At 73.0% G+C, this 21,052-nt stretch carries 21 protein-coding genes and 1 pseudogene; 13 read left to right on the top strand and 9 right to left on the bottom strand.

Going from position 1 to position 21,052, the window contains the following annotated elements; all coding sequences use genetic code 11:
- The 5 genes from CG736_RS31410 to CG736_RS31390 form a co-directional block, all read right to left on the bottom strand.
- Entirely contained in the window at positions 1 to 393 is a 393-nt protein-coding gene (locus CG736_RS31410; RefSeq protein WP_100589544.1) for a PIN domain-containing protein, read from the bottom strand.
- A complete protein-coding gene (locus tag CG736_RS39060; protein ID WP_369880777.1) occupies positions 327 to 668 on the bottom strand; it encodes a hypothetical protein in 342 nt (113 codons plus the stop codon). The genes CG736_RS31410 and CG736_RS39060 overlap by 67 nt, the downstream gene beginning before the upstream one ends.
- A 49-nt stretch (positions 669 to 717) precedes the next feature.
- Positions 718 to 1,530 carry an HAD family hydrolase gene (locus CG736_RS31400; protein WP_100589543.1) on the bottom strand — a complete coding sequence of 271 codons (813 nt, stop codon included), beginning with the start codon at positions 1,528 to 1,530 and terminating at the stop codon, positions 718 to 720.
- Positions 1,531 to 1,593: 63 nt separating this feature from the next.
- Positions 1,594 to 2,511: a hypothetical protein gene (locus CG736_RS31395; protein WP_100589542.1), complete on the bottom strand. Its 918-nt coding sequence runs from the start codon at positions 2,509 to 2,511 to the stop codon at positions 1,594 to 1,596.
- A gap of 98 nt (positions 2,512 to 2,609) precedes the next feature.
- Positions 2,610 to 3,035 (bottom strand): DUF6153 family protein, encoded by a 426-nt coding sequence (locus CG736_RS31390; protein WP_157815814.1) that lies wholly within the window; start codon positions 3,033 to 3,035, stop codon positions 2,610 to 2,612.
- Positions 3,036 to 3,300: 265 nt separating this feature from the next.
- Here CG736_RS31390 and CG736_RS31385 point away from each other — a divergent pair, with 265 nt between their 5' ends.
- The gene (locus CG736_RS31385) at positions 3,301 to 4,248 is read left to right on the top strand and encodes a hypothetical protein (protein ID WP_100589540.1); all 948 of its coding nucleotides are present in this window, start codon (positions 3,301 to 3,303) and stop codon (positions 4,246 to 4,248) included.
- A 187-nt stretch (positions 4,249 to 4,435) separates the two neighbouring features.
- Positions 4,436 to 5,353 (top strand): LamG domain-containing protein, encoded by a 918-nt coding sequence (locus CG736_RS31380; protein WP_100589539.1) that lies wholly within the window; start codon positions 4,436 to 4,438, stop codon positions 5,351 to 5,353.
- 57 nt (positions 5,354 to 5,410) lie between these two features.
- Here the strand turns inward: CG736_RS31380 and CG736_RS31375 are convergent, their stop codons facing one another.
- Together CG736_RS31375 and CG736_RS31370 are read right to left on the bottom strand one after the other, a co-directional pair.
- Positions 5,411 to 6,478, bottom strand: coding sequence for a ParB/Srx family N-terminal domain-containing protein (locus CG736_RS31375; protein WP_198520673.1), 1,068 nt, complete (start codon positions 6,476 to 6,478; stop codon positions 5,411 to 5,413).
- Positions 6,479 to 6,707: 229 nt separating this feature from the next.
- The gene (locus CG736_RS31370; RefSeq protein WP_100589537.1) at positions 6,708 to 7,874 is read right to left on the bottom strand and encodes a hypothetical protein; all 1,167 of its coding nucleotides are present in this window, start codon (positions 7,872 to 7,874) and stop codon (positions 6,708 to 6,710) included.
- A gap of 319 nt (positions 7,875 to 8,193) precedes the next feature.
- On the opposite strand from CG736_RS31370, the gene CG736_RS31365 reads away from it, so the two are divergent.
- From CG736_RS31365 to CG736_RS31315, 10 genes are all read left to right on the top strand, one after another.
- On the top strand, positions 8,194 to 9,081 hold the full coding sequence (locus tag CG736_RS31365; RefSeq protein WP_100589536.1) for an LLM class flavin-dependent oxidoreductase: 888 nt from the start codon (positions 8,194 to 8,196) through the stop codon (positions 9,079 to 9,081).
- A 120-nt stretch (positions 9,082 to 9,201) separates the two neighbouring features.
- Entirely contained in the window at positions 9,202 to 10,560 is a 1,359-nt protein-coding gene (locus CG736_RS36675) for a hypothetical protein (RefSeq protein WP_157815813.1), read from the top strand.
- Between the two features lie 203 nt (positions 10,561 to 10,763).
- Positions 10,764 to 11,642, top strand: coding sequence for a hypothetical protein (locus tag CG736_RS31350; protein WP_157815812.1), 879 nt, complete (start codon positions 10,764 to 10,766; stop codon positions 11,640 to 11,642).
- A 34-nt stretch (positions 11,643 to 11,676) separates the two neighbouring features.
- Positions 11,677 to 12,627 carry a hypothetical protein gene (locus CG736_RS31345; RefSeq protein WP_100589533.1) on the top strand — a complete coding sequence of 317 codons (951 nt, stop codon included), beginning with the start codon at positions 11,677 to 11,679 and terminating at the stop codon, positions 12,625 to 12,627.
- Positions 12,624 to 13,577, top strand: coding sequence for a hypothetical protein (locus tag CG736_RS31340; protein WP_100589532.1), 954 nt, complete (start codon positions 12,624 to 12,626; stop codon positions 13,575 to 13,577). The genes CG736_RS31345 and CG736_RS31340 overlap by 4 nt, the downstream gene beginning before the upstream one ends.
- Positions 13,574 to 14,638 carry a hypothetical protein gene (locus tag CG736_RS31335; protein WP_100589531.1) on the top strand — a complete coding sequence of 355 codons (1,065 nt, stop codon included), beginning with the start codon at positions 13,574 to 13,576 and terminating at the stop codon, positions 14,636 to 14,638. The genes CG736_RS31340 and CG736_RS31335 overlap by 4 nt, the downstream gene beginning before the upstream one ends.
- A gap of 161 nt (positions 14,639 to 14,799) precedes the next feature.
- Positions 14,800 to 15,804, top strand: coding sequence for an ABC transporter ATP-binding protein (locus tag CG736_RS31330; RefSeq protein WP_100589530.1), 1,005 nt, complete (start codon positions 14,800 to 14,802; stop codon positions 15,802 to 15,804).
- Positions 15,801 to 16,697 carry an ABC transporter permease gene (locus CG736_RS31325; protein WP_100589529.1) on the top strand — a complete coding sequence of 299 codons (897 nt, stop codon included), beginning with the start codon at positions 15,801 to 15,803 and terminating at the stop codon, positions 16,695 to 16,697. Before CG736_RS31330 ends, CG736_RS31325 begins: the two co-directional genes overlap by 4 nt.
- A gap of 9 nt (positions 16,698 to 16,706) precedes the next feature.
- The gene (locus CG736_RS31320; RefSeq protein WP_043915433.1) at positions 16,707 to 17,648 is read left to right on the top strand and encodes an ABC transporter ATP-binding protein; all 942 of its coding nucleotides are present in this window, start codon (positions 16,707 to 16,709) and stop codon (positions 17,646 to 17,648) included.
- A 10-nt stretch (positions 17,649 to 17,658) separates the two neighbouring features.
- Positions 17,659 to 18,375 (top strand): ABC transporter permease, encoded by a 717-nt coding sequence (locus CG736_RS31315; RefSeq protein ID WP_100589528.1) that lies wholly within the window; start codon positions 17,659 to 17,661, stop codon positions 18,373 to 18,375.
- 77 nt (positions 18,376 to 18,452) lie between these two features.
- Here CG736_RS31315 and CG736_RS31310 read toward each other — a convergent pair whose 3' ends face one another.
- On the bottom strand, positions 18,453 to 19,697 hold the full coding sequence (locus CG736_RS31310) for an MFS transporter (RefSeq protein WP_100589527.1): 1,245 nt from the start codon (positions 19,695 to 19,697) through the stop codon (positions 18,453 to 18,455).
- A 60-nt stretch (positions 19,698 to 19,757) separates the two neighbouring features.
- Positions 19,758 to 20,477: a FadR/GntR family transcriptional regulator gene (locus CG736_RS31305; RefSeq protein ID WP_100589526.1), complete on the bottom strand. Its 720-nt coding sequence runs from the start codon at positions 20,475 to 20,477 to the stop codon at positions 19,758 to 19,760.
- Positions 20,478 to 20,824: 347 nt separating this feature from the next.
- On the opposite strand from CG736_RS31305, the pseudogene CG736_RS31300 reads away from it, so the two are divergent.
- A pseudogene (locus CG736_RS31300) lies at positions 20,825 to 21,052 on the top strand (LytR family transcriptional regulator); the annotation flags it as partial.

The following is a 21,052-nucleotide window of genomic DNA, read 5'->3' as shown; positions in this document are numbered from 1 at the left end:
TCAGACGGGCAGGACCGCGATGCGCGGGTGGCACAGTCGCCGCAGACCGTCGGTGTCGCCGGTCACGACAGTCACCCGGCCGCGCTCCAGATGGGCCGTCGCGGCGAGCACGGCGTCGATCGCGTACTTGTGGCCGTGCAGGCCCTCGGCTGCCGGCAGCCTGCTTGCGTCCCGGGCGACCTCCTCGGTGACGGGGCGCACCTTGGTGAGCGAGACGGCGTGGTCGTAGGCCGCTTGCGGCGCTTTCGGGTCGCGGGCCGCGACCAGGGTGGCGGCGCCGGTGACCAGCAGCAGGTCCAGCGTGCGGGCGGCGTCCAGCCAGGTGGTCATCGAACGGTGCCGCCGGGAGAGCCTGGAGAGTGCCTCGCTGTCGAGCACCAGCGTCCCGCGCATGCGGCGTCCGAGGGAGCGTCTCCGGGGTGCGCGGCATGGTGGGCGCGGACGCTTTCGACCAGGGCCGCGACCTCGGCCGGGTCGACCGGGCCGTGCTCGTCCTCCGCGGCGGCGATGAACCCGTCGAGGGCCTCCCGCTGCAACTGCCGCTGGACGGCCTCCTCGATGCAGGAGGAGACGCCCTGCTTCCCGGCGCGCGCCCGGATCGCTTCGAGGGTCTCGGCGCGCAGCGAGACGCTTGTCACCCGGGTCCGGCCGGGGCGGGAGCTCCCCATGGCAAATGTGCAGTAACCCATGTGTGACAGGCCCAGGATGTCCCGGAAGTCAGAGGAGGGTCTCGATGATCGCCGCGACGCCGTCGTGTTCGTTGCTCACGGTGTGGCGGGTGACCGAGGAGAGGACCAGGGGGTGGGCGTTGGCGACGGCGTAGGACTGGCCGGCCCAGGCGAGCATCTCGAGGTCGTTGGGCATGTCGCCGAAGGCGATGACTTCGGTGGCGTCGATGCCGTGCTGGGCGCACCAGCGGGCCAGGCTGCTGGCCTTGGTGACGCCGGGGGCGCTGATCTCGACGAGCGGGATGGGGCTGGAGCGGGTGACCTCGGCGAGCGGGCCGACGGCGGCGCGGGCGCGGTCGAGGAACTCGTCGGGGGACAGGTCGGGGTGCTTGCCGAGGAGCTTGAACAGGCCGTCGACCTGGCCGGAGGCGAGCAGTTCGGTGGCCGGGCCGACCGGGTGGTCGTTCTCGGACTCGCCGAGGAAGACGGTGTACTCGGGCTCCCGGGCGAAGCCGTCCGGGAACTCGAACGCGAAGGCGGTGTCGGGCAGTTCGGCGCGCAGCCGGTCGACGACGGTGAGCGTGTCGGCGCGGTCCAGCGGGCTGGTCTCCAGCAGCTCGCCGCGCCGGACGTCGACCACCGCGCCGCCGTTGGAACAGATCGCCACCCCGTGGCCGCCGATGTGCGGGCCGAGGTGGCGCATCCAGCGCGGCGGGCGGCCGGTGACGAACACCACCTGCAGCCCGGCGGCCTCGGCGGCGGCCAGGGCGGCCGCCGTCCGGGCGGAGACCGTCCCGCCGGGGCACAGCAGGGTGCCGTCGAGGTCGGTGGCGATCAGGCGGGGGCGCGGGGAGGCGGTCATCCGTCCATCTTCGCGCACTCGTGCGAGAAGCGGACCCGCCCGGGAGGGGCGGGTCCGTCGTGATCAGGCGGCGACGTTCAGGGTGAGCGCCGCGGTGTGCAGGACGCCGCCGGTCTGGAACTGCAGGAACAGCCGCCAGTCGCCGGCCTTCGGCAGTTCGGCGTGGAAGGACAGGGTCGGCCCGCCGCCGCCGGTGGTGACCGCGGTCTCCGGGTGGAGGTGCGCGAACGCCTGGTCGCCGGCGTGGAAGGCGGTCAGGTGCGCGTACGTCTCCAGGTAGGGCTCCAGGTCGGTGACCGGCTGCCCGTCCTTGCTGACGGTGACGGTCAACTCCCCGGCCGCGCCTGCCTTCGGCGCACCGGCCACCGTCACGGTGTACCCGTCGACGGCGCCGGTCGTGGCGGCGGCCGGCAGCGGCACCGGGGTGGCCTGCCCGGCCACCGTGGCGGTGCGGCTGAGCACCAGCCCGGTGCCCTTGCCGCTGCCCGCGCCGGGGACGAACGAGGCGTACATCCGCCACTCACCGGGCTGCAGGGCGGCCAGGGGGGCCGTCCAGGCGCCGTCGGCGGACCGCACCGGGTGCAGGTGCTGGAAGCCGGACAGGTCGGAGCGGATCGCGTAGAAGTGCATCTCCTTGGTCTGCTCGGGCTGGTACGAGGTCAGCACCTTGCCGTCCGGGCCGGTCACGGTGAACCGGTACTCGGCGCCGGTGAGGGCGCCGTCCAGCCGGTAGCCGCCCTGCTCGGCGGCCAGCCCGTCGCTGCTGCCGGCCGGGCCGTGGCTCATGCCCGCCATGCCGTCGGGGCCGTGGCTCATCCCGGGCATGTCGTGCCCGGCGGCGGAGCCGGTGGCGGACGGCGCGGCGCCGTGGTCCATGCCGGACATCGCGTCGCTGCCGCAGGCGGCCAGGGTCAGTGCGAGCGCGGCGGCGGCCGCGGCGGTGAGCAGGGTGCGGCGGGTGGTCGTGGTGGTGCGGGTCATCGGAGTTCGCTCCAGGTGCTGCGCGCACCGGCGGTGCGCGGTCGCGGACAGGACGCGGCGCCCGGCGGCCCCCCGACGGGGACGGCCGGGTGGCGCCCTCACCTGCGGGCGACGCAGACCCGGATCAGCAACTCCCGCCCGCCGTCCGGCGGCGCTCGGCCGCTCTCGGCGCCGCCCGTGGGCAGCGGTCCGGTCGCGGACGACTGCGGGTGGGGCCACGGCACGCCGGCGGCCGGGCCGGCCGGCGGCAGGTGGTCGCGGGCCTGGGTGGAGACGCAGTCGACGGCCGACCCCTCGTGCGCGCCCGGCGCACGAACGGCCTCCCGGGCGCTCCCCTGCATGGTGTGCGCCCCGGCGTGGTGGGCCGACACCGCGGTCTCCGCCGTGCGATGGCAACCGGCGGCGCTCGCCGGGCTGCCGTGCATCAGGAACAGCCCGAGCAGCAGGGCGCACAGCACCGTCCACCGGGCGACCGTCCGCCCGGCGGGGTCCGTCGCCCGCCCGGTCCGCTCCACCCTCGCCACGATACCCCCTCCCCGTATCTGTGCAGGGTAAGTGCCGTCCGGGCGCCCGGGCTCCCCCCGGCCGGGTGCCAGGGCGTCAAAGCCGCCGGAGCACACCGGTGTTGCGGGTCCGAACGGCTGTTGCCGTTCGATGACGAATCGCCGATCGGGGCGGGACATCCGTTCGACAGGATTCTCTTACGGCGCTCGCCCGGCCAGCGGAAACGATCAGGGGCACACCGCCGCACCACCACTCACCGTCACCAGTTCCTGGGGGGAACTTCCGATGTCCGTCCGCCGCCGCACCCGCCTCGCCGTTCTCGCCGCCACCGCCGTCCTCGGCGCCACCGTCCCCGTCCTCGGCGGGGCCACCAGCGCCTGGGCCTGCGGCGACGACCAGCCGGCCGCCGCTGCCTCCGCCTCTGCGTCCGCGCCGGCCTCGGTCCCGGCCTCCTCGCCCGCCCCGGCGGCGGAGCCGAAGCCGAGCGTCGGGGTGTTCGACCAGGACGCCGGCACGATCACCGCGGGCGGCGCCCCGGTCGAGTTCGGCGTCGAGGTCTACAACGGCGGCACGGAGACCCTCAAGGGAATCCACCCGTTCCCCACCTTCTTCAACGAGTCCGGTGACCTGGACGGCACCCTGCACGCGGCCGACCTGGTCCTGGAGGTCGCGCACCAGGGCGTCTGGAAGACCATCGCGCTGAAGCCCGGCTGCGATCCGACGCTGCGCGGCGACTACTCCTTCCTCGACACCGACCTGGCGCCCGGCCGGGCCACCCGGTTCCGGTTCCGGCTCTCGGTCACCTCGCACTCCACCGCGGCGCAGAAGCAGGTCGACGTCCGGGTCGGTGTCCAGCAGCCCTACCAGAACCACGTGCAGGAGCACCCGCACTTCACCCTGCCGATCGTCCACCCGGGCGCCCCGACCACCCCGGCGCCCACCGCCACCACCAAGGCGCCGACCACCCCGGCCGCGACCCCCTCGGCGCCGAGCACCCCGGCGCAGACCCCGACCGCCCGGAACACCACCGCCCCGGTCGTCGTCCCGGCCGCCCTGACCAGCAGCACCACTCCGAGCCCGACCGCCGTTCCGGTCGGCGCCGGGAACCTCGCCTCCACCGGTGGCGGCTCCAGCAGCACCCCGATGCTGATCGGCGGCACCGCCCTGGTGCTGCTCGGCGCCGGTGCCGTGACGTTCGCCGCCCGTCGTCGGGCCGTCGGCCACCGCGGCTGACCGATCCCGGATCAACTCCCTCCGCCCCGACGCCGATTCCGGTGTTCGGGGCGGAGGGACGCCCGGCGTTCCGGTTCGCGTGTTCGAACGGGGCCGCCTAGAGTTCCGCCGACGAGCAAGCGGACGGATCGGGGAGAACGTGGCGGGCAGGCGGACGGCGGGCAGTGCGGGCGCGACCCGAGAGCCGGTGGTCGGGGCATCGGACGCGGCGTACTGGCGGGCGATGGCGGACGCGGACGAGCGGGAGGCCCGCCGCAAGCGGACTCTCGGCATCACCGCGCTCGCCACCGGCCTGGTGACGGTCGCCGGGATGGTCGCCGTCGCGGTGATGGTGCAGGACCGCGCCGACAGTCCGTCAACGCCCAAGGCCGCCGCGGCCGCCGCAGCCCCGAAGGCGGGTGGCGACCCGTCCCCGAAGGCCTCCGCGGGTCAGGCCGGCCAGACCGGTCAGGGCGGCTCCGGTGCGGAGGCCGGCGCCCCGGTGCCCGGGCTGAAGCTCGGCAGCGCCGCGAAGGTGGGCGCCGCCGACGGCCGCGACGGCAAGGCGCTGCAGCTGACCGGCAGCGGCGACGGCTACGCCGAGGCCGCCGACGCGTCCGTGGACACCACGAAGGACTTCACCGTCTCCGCGGTGGTCAGCAACGACGCCGCCAGTGCGTCGAAGGCCGCGCTCTCGCAGAACGGCGACCAGTTCTTCTCCTTCTACCTGGGCCGCGAGGACTCCGGGAGCAACAAGAACCGCTGGGTCTTCAAGGTGCAGACCGCCAACGAGGCCGGCAAGAGCGCGATGGCGGTGTCCGGCGCGGCCGCCGCCACCGGCCGCTGGACCACCCTGACCGGCGTGTACAACGCCAAGGCCAAGAGCATCTCGCTGTACGTGGACGGCATCCTCGCGCAGACCACCACCGCCCCGTCGATCGTGGCCGGCACCGGCCCGCTGGAGCTCGGCCGGGCCCGCTACAAGGGGCAGTGGTCGGACGCCTGGAAGGGCTCGATCGCCGGGGTCCAGGTCTGGAAGAAGGCGCTGACGGCCGATCAGGTCTCCAAGGCCGTGAGCGGCGCCGCCGCCGATCCGGCCCCGGCGGCGACCCTGCTCGGTTCCTGACCTTTCGGACGCGTCGAGGGGGCCGGCGGATCTCCGCCGGCCCCCTCGTCGTCGGTCTCAGCCCAGGCCGTTGACCTTCTTGTACTCCAGCGCGTACGCCAGCTTGCCCGGCTTGGCGTCCGAGTAGGGCTTGCTCAGCTTGTCGAACTCGCCCTTGTTGGCGGCCTTTCCGGCGTTCCACTGGTCCAGCGCGCCCAGGTCGGAGGCGGTGAAGCCGCTGCCGATCACGGTGTTCTTCGGCAGCGCGACCATCGTCTGGGTGGTGCCCTTGACGGCGGCCAGGTAGCTGGTCAGGTCCGAGCGGTTCCACCCGGACAGGTCGACCGGCGCGGTGTCCCGGATCCAGCTGCCCCAGTAGAACTCCTGGAACGGCACCGAGTTCTGGGTGTAGCCGATGTCGCGGCCGAAGTAGAGCAGGCTGCGGTACGTGTCGTCCTGGAAGTTGGCCAGCCCGACCGAGGTCGGCAGCTTGTTGATCTCCACCGGGTGACCCTGCGGGTCGCTCAGGTACACCCACTTGTTGGCCTGCATCTGCGCCCAGAAGTCCTTCTGGGTCAGCGTGCTCAGGTTGGCCAGCACCCGCAGCCGCACGTGCAGGTTCGCGCCGCCGTCCGGGGTCTCGTAGAACGAGGTCAGGGTGTGGTGACCGTCCGTCAGGAACGGCTCGCCGCCGGGACCGATCACCACCGTCTTCATCGCGGCCTCGCTGTCGGCGGTCTCCGCGCCGACCGGCAGCGTGCAGGTGAACGAGGACGGGTCGTCCAGCCGGGCGTTCGGCTGCACGGCGACCGCCTCGATCCGGCCGTCCGCCTCGCACCAGTCGCTGAACTTCTTGTTGATCGCGTCCTTGCCGAGCGTGTACCGGCCGAGCTTGTAGTACACCTCGTCGTAGCCGAGCGACGGCTGGGTCGGGTGGACGTCCCCGATCCGCACGTCCAGCAGTTCCCCGGGCTTGGCGCACAGGTACCCGGCGAACGGCGTGTGCCGGTTGTCGTGCCCGCAGAACGACGGGCGCTGCCCCGGCGCCCCGGGCGCGGCCAGCGCGCTCGGCGCCGTCGTGACAACAGTGGCCAGGGCCGCACCGACCGCCAACAGCGGTACCGCGGACGGGACTCGGAATCGCATGACACTCCCTGCGAGCATGGCTGGATGTGCCCGTGAGCGTCCCAGCGCCGAGCCAACGCCCGGCATCCCCGCCGTGGCCTCCCGGAAAACGCGGATGAACGATCCCCGCCGCCGCACGCCTCCGGCCGGGTCCGGACCCGCCAGGCGGACCGGGGGACGGTCCGGTACCGAGGGCGACGGCAGTACGGGGCCGCTGGAGGGCGGCCTGGCACTGCCGTCGACGCCCGGGTCAGCGGTGCGAAGCCCGGCGGCGGTGGAGGGCCACCAGGGCGAGGGCGCCGCCGGCGATCAGGGCGAGGCCGCCGCCGACTGCCGGGGCCAGGTCGTCCGTGCCGGTGCTGGCCAGGGTGCCGCCGGTGTTGCTGGGGCGGGGGGCGACCGGGGCGGCCGTGCCGGCCGGGGAGCCGGCCGAGGTCGAGGCCGGGGTCGAGGGCTGCGACGTGGTCGTGACGGGGGCCGGGGTGGTCGCCGGGTCGGTGGGCGTCTGCGTCGGCGAAGCGGTGGGGGAGGCGGTCGGGGAGCCGGACGGTTCGGGGGCGGTGCCCTGGAGGGCGAAGGTGCTGTTCGCGACCGGGTTGCCGGCGCCCCAGGTGAGGACCTGGTACTCGGCCCGGACGTCCACCTTCCAACTCGCCGTCTCCGGCTGGGCGGCCAGGGTGTAGGAGATGGTGCTGTCGCCGGCCGGAAGGTCGCACCAGACGATCGTGGTCGGTGAGTTGAGGTCACTCGTCACGTGGTTGCAGGTACCCGCGGGGGTCGCCGTCGAGTCGGTGACCTTCACCCCGACCGGCGTCGGGAAGGTGGGCCAACTCGGCTGGCCCGCCGCGCTGTTGAAGTGGAGCTGGAGCTTGCCCGGGTCGACCGCGTGGACCGTCACCTGCTGGGTGACGGACTTGCCGGCCGCCAGGTCCGGAGTGGTCAGCCGAACCGTGTTCCTGGCCACGTGCTCGGACGTCTCCACGGTGACCTTCGCGGCCTGCTCGCTCGTCGGGCCGTTGGCCGGGCTGCTGCCCACCGTCTTCACCCTGGTCACGGCGTCCGCGACGTTCCCGCCCCTCGGCACGAAGACCGCACCGTAGTAGGCGACGGTCCCGTCGTGCGCCGCGTCGGACGCGCCGATCACCGGCGAGGCGAACGGGCTGGACGAAGGAACGACGTCGCAGGTGTACACGCCGGCCGTCCCCGTCGCCGCCGCGCAGCTCGAACTCGGCCCCGGGACACCCACCTTGACGCTCACCCCGTCCGGAAGCCCGAGCGAGGCGCCGGCGTCGGTCAGCGGCTTCGAGCTCACCGCGTAGACCCAGGTGCCGTCCGCGCGCCCGTAGATCCCGTCGGGAGACAGCGCACGGTCGGACTCGCCCGGCAGGATCACGATGTCCTTGAGCTGGAACGTCACGGGCTGCGAGTTAGCCTGGGCCGCCCCGCCGAGGACGAGCGTCCCGGCGCCGAGGGCGGCAACCGCGATCCCGGCGCTCAGAATGCGACGTGGAGCACTCCTGGATATGCGCATCTCTGTCTTCCTCGAAGTCGAACGGCCACGGCTCGACCGCGGCGGCGCCAGGTCCCCCCTGCGCGCGGCTGTAGCGTAGTGGAAGCCCACCACGGACCGTGACCGAAATTCCCGCCCGAAGCACGGCCGGCGTCCTGCCCCTGTCCCCCCGCACCCCGGCGTGCTGCCGACCACCGCCCGGCCCTGCGCGCGTAGGGTCGGCAGCATGCGACTGAGTACGGTGATCCTCCCCATCCACCGGTGGGCCGAGGGACAGAAGATCTGGCGGCAGGCCGAGGAGCTCGGCTTTCACGCGGCCTACACGTACGACCACCTGAGCTGGCGGAGCTTCCGGGAGTCGCCCTGGTTCGGGTCGGTGCCGACGTTGACGGCGGCGGCGTGCGTGACCGAGCGGATTCGGCTCGGGACGCTGGTGACCTCGCCGAACTTCCGGCACCCGGTGACGCTGGCGAAGGAACTGATCACGCTGGACGACGTGTCCGGTGGGCGGGTGACGCTCGGGATCGGGGCCGGCGGGACGGGGTTCGACGCGACGGCGCTCGGGCAGGAGGCCTGGTCGCCGAAGGAGCGGGCCGACCGGTTCGGCGAATTCCTGCCGTTGCTGGACGAGTTGCTGCGGGAGGACGCGACGACGCGCGACGGCGCGTACTACTCGGCGGTGGAGGCGCGGAACATCCCCGGCTGCGTGCAGACGCCCCGGGTGCCGTTCTACGTCGCGGCGGCCGGGCCGCGCGGGATGAGGCTGGCCGCCGAGTACGGCCGGGGCTGGGTGACGTACGGCGACCCGAAGGGGCCCGCCGAGGTGCCGGTGGAGCAGGCGCCCGCGGTGATCGCCGGGCAGTTGGCGAAGCTGGCCGCGGCCTGCGAGCAACGGGGCAGGGACGTCGGCGAGTTGGAGAAGGTGCTGCTGCAGGGGTCGACCGCCGAGCGGCCGCTGCAGTCCGTGGACGCCTTCGTGGACTGGGCGGGGACGTACCAGGAACTGGGTATCACCGAACTGGTGGTGCACTGGCCCGTGCCGGACTCGATCTTCGCGAACGACCTCGCGGTCTTCGAGCGGATCGCCACGGAGGGCCTGTCGCAACTGAGTTGATGGAGCATCAAGTGCACTGGTGGGCCCGGCAAGGGGTCGGGGCGGGTGCGGCCGGAGGGGAGTCCTAGGCTCGTCGCAACCCGGCACCTGCCGGGGCGAGGGTCTCTGAAGGGGGTACCGATGAGCGGGGAAAGCGGCGGCTACGGGCAGCAGCCCGGCGGGCAGTGGGGGAACGGGCAGCCCCCCGGGCCGGGCTACTGGCCGGGGTACGGGCAGCCCGGTGCGGGTGGGCCCGGCGGATGGGGGCAGGGGCCTTGGGGGGCCGTGCCGCTCGCACCGAAGCCCGGCGTGATCCCGCTGCGCCCGCTGTCGTTCGGCGAGATGTTCAACGCCGTGTTCGACACCATCCGCCGCTACCCCAAGGCGCTGTACCTGCCGCTGCTCGCGGTGGCGGGCATCGGCGTGGTGCCGGTGGTGCTGGTCATGGTGCTCTGCGTGGGCAGCCTGCGCGACGCGCTCGACCGGCTGCCGGACGGGGACGAGGCGGCCACCGCGCAGCAGCTGTGGGACGTGATGGGTCCGATGCTGCTGGTGTTCCTGGTGTGCGGACTGGCGCTGCTCGCCGTGTACCTGGTCGCCGCCCCGCTGTCGATCGTGGTGCTGCGGGCGGCGGCGCTCGGCCGTCCGATGACGACCGGTCAGGCGTGGAAGGAGGCGGCGCCCCGGCTGTGGCCGGCCGTGCAGTCCGAGGCCATGGTGATCGGGCCGATGATCCTGGCGTACGTCCTGTCGCTCGCCGTCCCGTTCGGCCTGGCGGTGTGGACCAGCAACCCGCTGCCGATGCTGTTCGCGTTCCTGCTGGTTCCGGCCGTCGGCATCACCATCATGTTCGTTGCCATCCGGCTGACGCTGCAGGTGCCGGTGCTGGTGCTGGAGGAGGCCAGGCCGGTCGCCGCGGTCCGCCGGGCCTGGCGGCTCAACGAGGGCAACTGGTGGCGCAGCCTGCTGCTGAGCATCGTGGTGTCGATGGCCGGCCGACTCGCGGCCAACATCGTGCTGGTCCCGTTCTGGGTCGTCATCACCAGCCTGATGCCGGCGCTGGTGATCGACGACGTCGACGCGCAGCGGCCGAGCGAGGTGATCAGCACCGGCGGGCTGACCGTCGTGATGGTGCTCGGCGCGCTGCTGATGCTGCTGTTCGCCGTGGTGACGGCGCCGCTCTCGCCGATCGCCAACGGCGTGATGTACATCGACCGCCGGATCCGCAAGGAGCGCCTCGACATCGCCCTGGCCGAGGCCGCCGGCATCCGGCTGTCCGACCCCACCGCGCAGCCGACGCCTCCGGCTCCTCCGACGCCGCCCGCGCCTCCGACGCAGCCGACGCCGCCCGCGCCGCCCGCGCCGCCCACTCCGGCCGCACCGGTGGAACCGGTCGCGCAGCCCGCGCAGCCGACGCCGGAGGAGCCGTCCGCCGCGCCCGCCGATGCCCCTTCGGAGCCGCCTGCTCCGTCCACGAAGGATGGCTCGGGCACGAGCTGATCCGGGCGGGGTTGCGTTTCGGTCACGGCCTGTCCGATTGGCCGGTAATTGCGGCAAATCGGTGGCCCAATCGTGTTGTTGACGACTGCACAGGGCTCTCATAATTCGTGCACCGCATGGTGACACCGGTGCCCGAGAGCCGACCGGGGGGACGGCTCGTGCCGTGCCGTGCGGTCGTCCACGCGCACTCTGGGGGGAGACCCTTGTCCGTTTCCGAACCGACCCCTGGTCAGGAGCCGGCCGCCGAGCCCGCCGACCGGCCGGCGGCCACCGAACCCACCCCGGCCGCCCCGGCCCCGGCCGGTCCCGAGCAGACCGTCGTCGAGCAGCCGGCCGCCGACCGCGGGCTGCCCCGGGCGGCGGGCGTGGCGCTGTCGGTGGCCGTGCTGCTCGCGGTGACGGCGACCAGTGCCGCCGTCACCGTCGCGGTGGGCAAGCCCGACCGGGCCGCGCACGTGGCTGCCGCCCCGGCGCCCGCCACCAGCGCCTCGGCAAGTGCGAGCGCCTCGCCCAGCCCGTCGCCCACCCCGACCCCGACCCCGACGCCGCCCGCGCCGCCGCGTCCGGCCAGCACGCTGCAGGGCAGCGTCTCCGGCGGCAAGCACAGCGGCGACCTGCGCTACTTCCTGCTGCCGGTGCCGGACAACGCCGACCCGTACGGCTCGCCGGACGGCGCGATGCTGAGCACGGACGACCTCCAGGCGCAGTACAACGACAGCGTCGACATCAAGGAGGTGCTGGACTCCTGGGGCTTCAAGGACGCCGCCGGCCGCACCTACCGCCTGCGGGACGGCAAGACCGAGGTGCGTTCGGAACTCAAGCGTTTCGGCCGCACCGACCGCGCGCAGGGCTTCGCCGACCACTCCAGCTACAGCAGCGACTCGTTCGACATCGACGGGGTGTCCAACGCCAAGGGCTACATCTTCAAGCCCAAGCAGCAGGCGTACACCGGTGCACTGATCGGTATCGGCGTGGTCGGCGACGTGGTCTACGAGATCACCGTCGAGGTGCAGGGCGACCCCGACAAGGCGCTGCTCTTCGACGCCATGAAGCGCGAGCGCGACCGCCTCACCAACGGCTGACGGCCATCCCGAACTCTTCTTCCAGGAGAACCAGTTGAGCACCGAGTCCACGGGCGCCGCGGAGCCCGGGGCGGCCGCCGCCGTGCCGTCCGAACCCCCGACGGCCATCCCGCCGGCACCCACCGAGGCGCCCGCGTCCGCGACTGCTGACGCACCGTCCGACGCACTGTCCAAGACGCCGACGACCGAGCCGACCGAGCCGACCGAGCAGACTTCGTCGACCGAGCAGACCGAGCCGGGCGAAGGCTTCGAGCAGGTCGAGACGCTCGCCGCGGGCGAGGAGCCCGCCCGCAGGAAGCGGAAGCTCGGGGTCGGCGCCATGCTGCTGATCGCCGTGGTGGCCGGTCCGGTGATCGGTGGGGCCATCGGCTACGGCATCCAGGCCGCCCGTCCGGCGACGCCGCTGCCCGAGCTGGTCGCACCGAAGCTCACGTACTCGGCCGAGCGGGTCGACCCCAAAGCGCTGGCCGCGGCCGGCCCGCAGCCGCTGAACATCGACGGCGACCTGCGCGAGCTGCTGATCAAGCGTCCGGACGGCAGCAAGGACCTGCTCCTGGGCGACGGCGACGGCTGGATGACCGCCGACGACCAGGCGGAGACCTTCGGCGACAGCGCCGAGGCGTTCAACAACCTGCTGAGCAGCGGCTTCCGTCGACAGGCGGCGGTCGGCTGGTCGGTCGACGACACCCAGTACCGGGTGAACCTGATGCAGTACAAGCCGGAGAGCGCGGCCGGGGCGATCTCGGCCATGGTCTCGCGCACGTCCGGCATGGATCTGTCGAAGATCCCGGGCAACGACGACAGCATGATCATGGTCGCCCAGGAGGCCACGACCTACGCCCGCAGCACCGAGAAGTACTACTGGGCCGAGGCCCTGGCCCGGAAGGGCACCGTGCTGATGTTCGTGTCGGTCCACTCCAAGAACCCGGTGGACCGGTCCCAGCTGGAGGACATCGCCAAGCGACAGTGGGAGCGTCTCGCGTGACCGACATCGAATCCCCCGAGCCGGCCGCGCCCGCGCAGCCGCCCGCCGTCACCCCGGCCGCGCCAGTGCAGCCGCCCGCCGTCACCCCGGCCGCCGAGGCCACGACGGTCGACGCCACGACGGTCGACGCCACGACGGTCGACGCCGCGGTCGTCGAACCGGACACCGTCGCGCCGGAGTTCATCACCGCCGAGGCCGCGCAGGGTGCCGCCCCGGCCGTGAAGCCGCGCCGCACCGTGCAGAAGGCCGTCGCCGCGGTGATCGCGGCGGCGCTGGTCGGCGTCGGCATCGGCGAGGTGATCATCAAGGTCCACTACAAGGACTCCCCGGCTCCGGTGGCCGCGGCGCCCGCGCCCTCGGCGAGCCCGAGCCAGGCGTGGGGCGCGAAGTCCAACGGCAACCACTTCGGCAGCCTGCGCGACCTGCTGCTGCCGGTGCCGTCCGCCTATGAGCTGGGCCCGGACTACAAGTCGATCGGCAACGACAACGAGATCCGCGACGCGGACCTGGACAAGGTCCTCAAGGAGACCCTCGCCGACGTCCCGGAGAAGTACCGCAAGGACGCCGAGAGCGCGCTGTCCTCGCTGCACATCCAGGCCATCGGCGCCCGCAGCCTGACCTACATCGACAACCGCACCACGGTGACGCTGGTGCTGAGCCAGTTCAACCAGCAGGCGGTGGCCGCGGAGAACAACTCGTACGGCAAGTGGTACACCGACAACGAGCTGTACCGGGCGGGCCCGGGCGTCGCCGGACACGCGGAGGCGCACTGCGCCCTGCCGACGCTGAAGGCCGGTGACCAGCTGGACTACCTGCAGTGCTACGCCGGCGTGGGCGACCTGCTGGTGCAGATGGACGTCGCCGGGGTCGCGCCCCTCGACCAGAACAGGGTCGTCGACCTGTTCCGTCAGCAACTCGACCGACTGGCCACCCCGGGAGCCACCGCATGAGCACCGACATCACCCCGAACCCCGGGCCGGTCGAGCCGGGCGAGCCGACCTCCTCGACGACGGCCGACACCAAGCAGGCCGACACCAAGCAGGCCGACGCGACGCAGGCAGACGCGGTGCAGCCCGACGCCTGGACCGCTCCCGACCGGCCGGCGGGGGCCGACGCCGCGCCGGGTGACGCGCCGGCGGACGACCCGTGGGCCGTCCCCGGCGAGTCCGGTGACGAGGCGTCGGTCGAGGCGCGCAAGCGCGACCACAAGCGGTTCTGGCAGGTCGGCGCGGCGGTGCTGACGACGGTGGTGCTCGGCGCGGCCACCGCCGTCGCGGTGACCCTGCCGGACCGCACCGACCTGCCCGGCCTGGCCACGCCGAACGACGGCCGGTACGTCTTCCCCGAGCTGACGCTGCCTCCGCTGCCGGCGGGTGCCTCGGCCCCGGCCGACTACAAGTTCAAGAAGCACACCGCGGACCTGCGCGGCCTGCTGCTGCCGCTGCCCAAGGGCGCCGTCGGCACCGGTCCGTCCGCCGCCCCGAGCGCGAGCCCGAGCGGGGCCGCGTCCCCGAGCGCGAGCGCGTCCCCGAGCGCCTCCGCGAGCGCCTCCGCGACCCTGCCGCCGGTGGTGGGCCGCTGGGTGCCGTGCGACCGGGACGCGATGCTGGCCAAGGACGACAAGTACACGAAGTTCCTGATCAGCGACGCCTGCCGGGGTGCGGCCGCCCAGGGCTGGACCGCCAAGGACGGCACCCGCGCCGAGCTGCGGCTGTTCCGGTTCGGCTCGCAGGACGAGGCGAGCAACTTCTACTCGGGCGTCAACCTGATGACCGCGACCAAGGACATCGAGGCCTCCCACGTGGACATCGCCGCCTTCGGCTACCCGGTGGCGGTCGGCCAGGTGAACGTCCGGGACTCGGACGCGAAGTCCGGCGACCGGCCCACCGGCCGGATCGGCTGGCTGCAGTACGGCGACCTGGTCGGGCTGGTCCAGCTGACCAACCCGCAGGGCGTCCCGGACCAGGCGTTCCGCCAGGTGGTGCTGCTGCAGAGCGCCATGCTCGCCTGAACCTGGCTGCCACGCACCGGAGTTGACGCATCATCGGTGTACCGGTGAACCGGCCCCGCCCCCGGTACCCCTAGGGGGCGGGGCCGGAGCGTCATCCCGTGGGCGGACGAAAGGTCAGCTTCTCAGCGCATTCCGCAGCGCGGGTGACCGGCGTTACGTTGATGACCGTGTCCACAGTCATCAAGACGGACGGCCTCACCAAGAGGTTCCCCCGGGTCACCGCCCTCGACCGGCTCACCGTGGAAGTGCAGCCCGGCGTGGTCGGACTGGTCGGAGCGAACGGCGCGGGCAAGTCCACCCTCATCAAGATCCTCCTCGGCCTGTCCCCCGCCACCGAAGGCACCGGCCGGGTGCTCGGCCTGGACATCGCCACCCAGGGCGCGGAGATCCGCGAACGGGTCGGCTACATGCCCGAGCACGACTGCCTGCCGCCGGACGTGTCCGCCACCGAGTTCGTGGTGCACATGGCCCGGATGTCCGGCCTGCCGGCGGCCGCGGCCCGCGAGCGGACCGCCGACACGCTGCGCCACGTCGGCCTGTACGAGGAGCGCTACCGCCCGATGGGCGGCTACTCGACCGGCATGAAGCAGCGTGTGAAACTCGCTCAGGCCCTCGTCCACGACCCGCAGTTGGTGCTGCTGGACGAGCCGACCAACGGCCTCGACCCGGTCGGCCGGGACGAGATGCTCGGCCTGATCCGCCGCGTCCACACCGACTTCGGCATCTCGGTGCTGGTCACCACTCACCTGCTGGGCGAGCTGGAGCGCACCTGCGACCACCTGGTGGTGATCGACGGCGGCAAGCTGCTGCGGTCCTCCTCCACCGCCTCGTTCACCGAGGCCACCCAACTGCTCGCCGTCGAGGTCACCGACCACCCCACCGACCGCGCCTTCGACTCCGAGGCGGTGCTGCGCGAGCGGCTGACCGCCGCCGGGCTGACGGTGCGCGCCGACGGCGGCCGCATCCTGCTGGTGGAACTCACCGGCGACGAGACCTACGACACCGTCCGCGACACCGTGGACGACCTCGGCCTCGGCCTGATCCGGCTGGAGCAGCGCCGCCACCGGGTCGCCGAGATCTTCAGCACCGACTCCGAGGCAGCAGAACAGCACGAGGCGCACCACGAGCAGGCCGCGGCCGTGCCGGCAGGAGGCGAGCAGGCATGACCACCCCCGCCCAGACCCACCGCGGTGTCATCCACGACATCGGCTACCGCCCGTACACCGGGCCCCGGTTGGGCCGTCGCTACGCGACCCGCTCGCTGTACGTGCAGAGCCTGCGCGCCGCGTTCGGCCTCGGCCGCTCCGGCAAGTCCAAGGTGCTGCCGTTCCTGCTGTTCGGCGCACTGGTCGCCCCGACGCTGGCGATCATCGCCATCGTCGCGTTCGCGAACCTGAAGCAGATGCCGATCGACTACAGCGTCTACCTGTCGAGGTTCGGGGTGCTGGCGCAGATCTTCCTCGCCGCGCAGGCCCCCGTGCTGATGTCCCGCGACCTGCGCCACCACGTCGTCCCGCTGTACTTCTCCCGGCCGGCCAGCCGCAGCGACTACGTGGCCGCCAAGTTCGCGGCCATGGTCAGCGCCCTGCTGATCATCATGACGCTGCCGCTGCTGGTGCTGTTCGTCGGCGCGATGCTCAACAGCTTCCCGGTCGGCGACAACCTGGCCCACCTGATGTACGGCCTGATCGCCGCCGTCCTGTACGCGCTGCTGTACTCCGCGATCGGCCTGCTGATCGCCGCCGCCACCCCGCGCCGCGGCTTCGGCGTCGCCGCCATCATGGGCGGCCTGATGATCACCAGCGGCGTCTCGCAGATCGTCCGAGCCCTGACCGGCGGCTTCGACCCGGTCCCGAGGGAGTCCGCGCACTGGGCCGAGCTGATGTCGCCCACCCGCACCGTCGAGGGCCTGGTCAACACGCTGTTCGACACCGGCGGCGAAGGCTTCGACCGGATGGCCGCCCCCGGCACCGCCGGCGTGCTGGTGTTCGGCGCGGTGATCGTCCTCCTCACGGCCGGCAGCTACGCGTTGATGCTGCGCCGCTACCGGAACGTCTGAGAGGCAGCCATGGCCGTCATCACCATCGACAAGGTCTCCCGCTGGTTCGGCAACGTGGTCGCCGTCAACGACGTCACCATGACCATCGGACCGGGCATCACCGGCCTCCTGGGCCCCAACGGCGCCGGAAAGTCCACCCTCATCCACATGATGAGCGGCTTCCTCGCCCCCTCCTCCGGCGCGGTCACCCTGGACGGCGTCCCGATCTGGCGCAACCAGCAGGTCTACCGGCAGATCGGCCTGGTCCCCGAGAAGGAGTCGATGTACGACTACCTGACGGGCTGGGAGTTCGTCCTCGCCAACGCCGAACTGCACGGCCTCGCCGACCCCGGCGCCGCCGCCCGGCGGGCCCTCGCGCTGGTCGAGATGGAGTACGCCCAGGAGCGGCAGACCGGCACCTACTCCAAGGGCATGAAGCAGCGCGTCAAGATGGCCTCCGCCCTGGTCCACGACCCGGCGGTGCTGCTGCTGGACGAGCCGTTCAACGGCATGGACCCCCGCCAGCGCCTCCAACTCATGGAACTGCTGCGCCGGTTCGGCGCCGACGGGCGCACCGTGCTGTTCTCCTCGCACATCCTCGAAGAGGTCGAGCAACTCGCCCGCCACATCGAGGTGGTGGTGGCCGGACGGCACGCCGCCTCCGGCGACTTCCGCGAGATCCGCCGCCTGATGACCGACCGCCCGCACCGCTACCTGGTGCGCTCCAGCGACGACCGGCGGCTCGCCTCCGCGCTGATCGCGGACGGCTCCACGGCGGGCATCGAGCTCGACGCCAAGGCCCTGCCCGAGGGCGGCTCCGCCGCGGGGGCGCTGCGCATCGAGGCGATCGACTTCCAGCGTTTCACCACCCTGCTGCCCAAGGTCGCCCGCGAGGCCGGCATCCGGCTGTACACCGTCTCCCCGGCCGACGAGTCGCTGGAAAGCGTCTTCTCGTACCTGGTCTCGTCCTGAAGGGCCCACGATGAACACCACCGTCGCCAGGCTCACCGCGCGCGGCCTGTTCGGCCGCCGGCGCGTCCTGATCCTGCTGGCCGTCCCGGTCCTGCTGCTGGTCATCTCGGTGATCGCCCGCAACAGCACCCTCGACAAGCTGGAACTCGCGCACAGCATCCTCGGCAACCTCGCCCTGGGCACGCTGGTCCCGATCACCGGCCTGATCGTCGGCACCGGCGTGATCGCCACCGAGATCGAGGACGGCTCGATCGTCTACCTGCTGGCCAAGCCGCTGCCGCGCTGGCAGATCGTCACCACCAAACTGGCCGTCGCGATCGGCGCCACCTGGCTGCTGGCCGCCCTGCCGACCTACGTGGCCGGCCTGATCGTCTACGGGACGGCGGACAACCTGGCGCTCGGCTACGCGCTCGGCACCGTGGTCGCCGGCACCGCCTACAGCGCGCTGTTCCTGCTGCTCGGCGTGGTCACCCGGCACGCGGTGATCGCCGGTCTCGCGTACGCGCTGATCTGGGAGAGCCTGATCGGCAACTACGTCGAGGGCGCCCGCACCCTGTCCGTCCAGCAGTGGGGCCTGTCGGTGACCCAGGCGATCGCCGCCGACGGCACCGTCACCGCCCCGGTCGGACTGACCACCGCGGTGTGGCTGCTGATCGTCGCCGCCGTCGGCGCCACCGCGCTGGCCTCGGTCAAGCTGTCCGGCCTCACCCTCAACGGCGAGGAGTAGGCCCGCCCGGACGACGCGGAACGGCGGGGACGGCATTTGCAGCCGTCCCCGCCGTTCCGTCGTTCCCGACGGTGCCGTCAGACCGTCCGGTCGCGGCCCGCGCCCCAGCCGGCCACGGCCGCCACCGCGGCCAGCACCAGCATCACGATCAGCGTCGCGTCCCAGCTGCCGGTCAGCTGCTTCAGCGCGCCGCCGCCGACCGGGCCGGCCGCCGCCACCAGGTAGCCCACCGCCTGGCTCATCCCGCCGAGCCGCGCCGCACCCAGCACGCTGTCGGTGCGCAGCACGATGAACGCCAGGCCCAGGCCCAGCGAGCCGCCCTGCGCCAGACCCAGCACCGCCGCCGAGAACCAGGCGCCCGACACCGGGGCCAGCAGCAGCCAGGCGATGCCGGCCGCGTTCAGCCCGGCCATCGCCAGCGCCAGCCCGCGCTGCCGGGTCATCCGGCCGGCCGCCAGCGGCACCAGGAACGCGCCGACCACCTGCACCAGGTTGCTGAACGCGAACACCAGACCGGCCTCGCCGCGCGGCATCCCGTGGTCGGCCAGCACGGTCGGCATCCACGCCACCAGGGTGTACACCAGCAGCGAGGAGATGCCCATGAACGCGCTGATCTGCCACGCCAGCGGGGACTTCCACGGGCTGACGGCCGGCTTCTGCGGCGCCGCCGCCGGGGCCACCCGCAGCGGCACGGTGGCCTCCTGACGGGCCTTCAGCACCTGCGGCAGCCAGGCCACCGCGGCGACCAGCGCCAGCACCGACCAGGCGCCCAGCGAGGCCTGCCAGCCGCCGCCCAGGGCGTGCTCCAGCGGCACCGACAGCGCGGCCGCCATGGTCGCGCCGACCAGCATGGTGGTCGAGTAGACACCGGTCATCATGGCCGCCCGGTGCGGGAACTCCCGCTTCACCAGGCCCGGCATCGACACGTTCAGCACCGCGATCGCCACGCCGATCACCATGCAGCCCGCGTACAGCGTCCACACCGACGGCAGCACCCGCAGCAGCACGCCCGCGCCCAGCGCCAGCACCGCGCCCAGCACCACCCGCTCGGTGCCGAACCGGCGGGTCAGCCGCGGCGTCAGCGGCGCGCCCACGCCCTGGAACAGCACCGGCACCGTGGTGATCAGGCCGCTCGCCGCCGCGGACAGCCCGAAGGTGTGCTGGATCTCCGCCACCATCGGCGAGACCGCCGCCAGGCAGGCCCGCATGTTCAGGGCCACCAGCACGATCCCCACCAACAGCAGGGCGGGGTGCGCGAACTTGGCGGTTCGGGTACCGACCTTCGGATCGAGGACGGGCTGCACGGCACGGGTGACCGACATGGCAGGGCTGACTCTCTGTGCGGGTGGAAGAAGAAGGAGGACCGGGCGGCGGGCGGGGCGTTACTTGCGCGCGGCGATCTCGGCGAGCAGCTGCTCCACCGCCGCCGTCGGCTCCGCCAGCAGCGCCCGACAGGCTGCCTCGGCCCGCTCCGGGTCACCGCTCTCGATCGCGTCGACCAGCGCCGCGTGGGTGCCGATCGCCACCTCCGGCATCTCGTGGTCGCCGAACGCCGCGCGCATCGACTCCCGCACCGAGGCCCCGAAGTACCGGTACACCTCGGTCAGCGCCGGATTGTGCGCCGCCTCGACCATCGCCGTGTGGAACTCCAGGTCGTGCTCGACGGTGGCCTCCCGGCCGGCCCGCTCGGGGTGCGCGGCCATCACTTCGGCCTCCCGGGCCAGCGCCGCCCGCATCCGGGCCAGGTCGTCCGGGGTGTGCCGCTCGGCGGCCAGCCGGGCCGCCTCGGTCTCCAGCGCGGCGCGCACCTCCAGCACGTCCCGCACCCCCGAGCGCTGCACCCCGCGCAGCACCGACGCCGGGTCGCTGGTCGAGCGGACGAACGTCCCCTCGCCCTGCCGGGAGACCAGCATCCCCGCGTGCACCAGCACCCGGATCGCCTCCCGCACGGTGTTGCGCCCCACCCGCAGCCGCTCGGCGAGCTCGTGCTCGGTCGGGATCCGCGACCCCACCGGCCACGCCCCGGCCGCCAGCTGCTCACGCAGCTGCTCGATCGCCTCGTCCACCAGCGAACGCCGCCCGGCCGCCTGCAGTCCCTCCACGCCGGGCTCCTTTCACGTCCACGGTTCGATGTAGGTCATCCTACAACTCCTTGCCCGGTCATCCTACAACCGCCCTGGCGTGCGGAAACGCGGGAGAAATCCGGGGACGGTCGCAGTGCGGGGAGGATCGCGCGGAACCGGTCGGCGCGCCGAAGTCGCCTGTCTCACACGGGAGAACGGGAACCGGCGGTCCGCACACGTCGTTCGAGTGCTCGGAGCGGTGCCCCGGGCCGTGACTCGGCAATGATCCCTTTATATGCTCCGCTCTCATAGCTTCATCCGTCCGCCCAGCAGACGGAGCGATTGCTGAGGCGCCCGAAGGCCGCCTCCGGTGAAGGGTGTTGTGTATGGCAGGCCAGAGGGCGGGGGCGTCGGACGGGGGCGCCGGCTGGTGGGAGAACGAGCCGCCGCAGGGCGACGCCTACCGGCAGGACGCTCCCTATCGCGACGACGCGCCGTCCCAGGGCGTCCCGCGCCGCCGGGCGGGCAGCCACGACGACGCACCGGCGCCCGGCGGCCGCGCCGAGTCCCGCCGCGCCCAGGCGCGCGGCTCGGCGGCCACTCCGCCGCGCGGC

The sequence above is a fragment of the Kitasatospora sp. CB02891 genome (assembly GCF_002803145.1).
In the GTDB taxonomy this organism is placed as follows: domain Bacteria; phylum Actinomycetota; class Actinomycetes; order Streptomycetales; family Streptomycetaceae; genus Kitasatospora; species Kitasatospora griseola.
Note: the sequence above shows the minus strand (reverse complement) of the source record. Positions and strands in the feature narration are given on the sequence as shown.

Bases quoted from the DNA above. Each gene is read 5' to 3' on its own strand.
- CG736_RS31410 (WP_100589544.1), bottom strand. From the start codon at position 393: ATGCGCGGGACGCTGGTGCTCGACAGCGAGGCACTCTCCAGGCTCTCC.
- CG736_RS39060 (WP_369880777.1), bottom strand. From the start codon at position 668: ATGGGGAGCTCCCGCCCCGGCCGGACCCGGGTGACAAGCGTCTCGCTG.
- CG736_RS31400 (WP_100589543.1), bottom strand. From the start codon at position 1,530: ATGACCGCCTCCCCGCGCCCCCGCCTGATCGCCACCGACCTCGACGGC.
- CG736_RS31395 (WP_100589542.1), bottom strand. From the start codon at position 2,511: ATGACCCGCACCACCACGACCACCCGCCGCACCCTGCTCACCGCCGCG.
- CG736_RS31385 (WP_100589540.1), top strand. From the start codon at position 3,301: ATGTCCGTCCGCCGCCGCACCCGCCTCGCCGTTCTCGCCGCCACCGCC.
- CG736_RS31375 (WP_198520673.1), bottom strand. From the start codon at position 6,478: ATGCGATTCCGAGTCCCGTCCGCGGTACCGCTGTTGGCGGTCGGTGCG.
- CG736_RS31365 (WP_100589536.1), top strand. From the start codon at position 8,194: ATGCGACTGAGTACGGTGATCCTCCCCATCCACCGGTGGGCCGAGGGA.
- CG736_RS36675 (WP_157815813.1), top strand. From the start codon at position 9,202: ATGAGCGGGGAAAGCGGCGGCTACGGGCAGCAGCCCGGCGGGCAGTGG.
- CG736_RS31335 (WP_100589531.1), top strand. From the start codon at position 13,574: ATGAGCACCGACATCACCCCGAACCCCGGGCCGGTCGAGCCGGGCGAG.
- CG736_RS31330 (WP_100589530.1), top strand. From the start codon at position 14,800: ATGACCGTGTCCACAGTCATCAAGACGGACGGCCTCACCAAGAGGTTC.
- CG736_RS31325 (WP_100589529.1), top strand. From the start codon at position 15,801: ATGACCACCCCCGCCCAGACCCACCGCGGTGTCATCCACGACATCGGC.
- CG736_RS31320 (WP_043915433.1), top strand. From the start codon at position 16,707: ATGGCCGTCATCACCATCGACAAGGTCTCCCGCTGGTTCGGCAACGTG.
- CG736_RS31315 (WP_100589528.1), top strand. From the start codon at position 17,659: ATGAACACCACCGTCGCCAGGCTCACCGCGCGCGGCCTGTTCGGCCGC.
- CG736_RS31310 (WP_100589527.1), bottom strand. From the start codon at position 19,697: ATGTCGGTCACCCGTGCCGTGCAGCCCGTCCTCGATCCGAAGGTCGGT.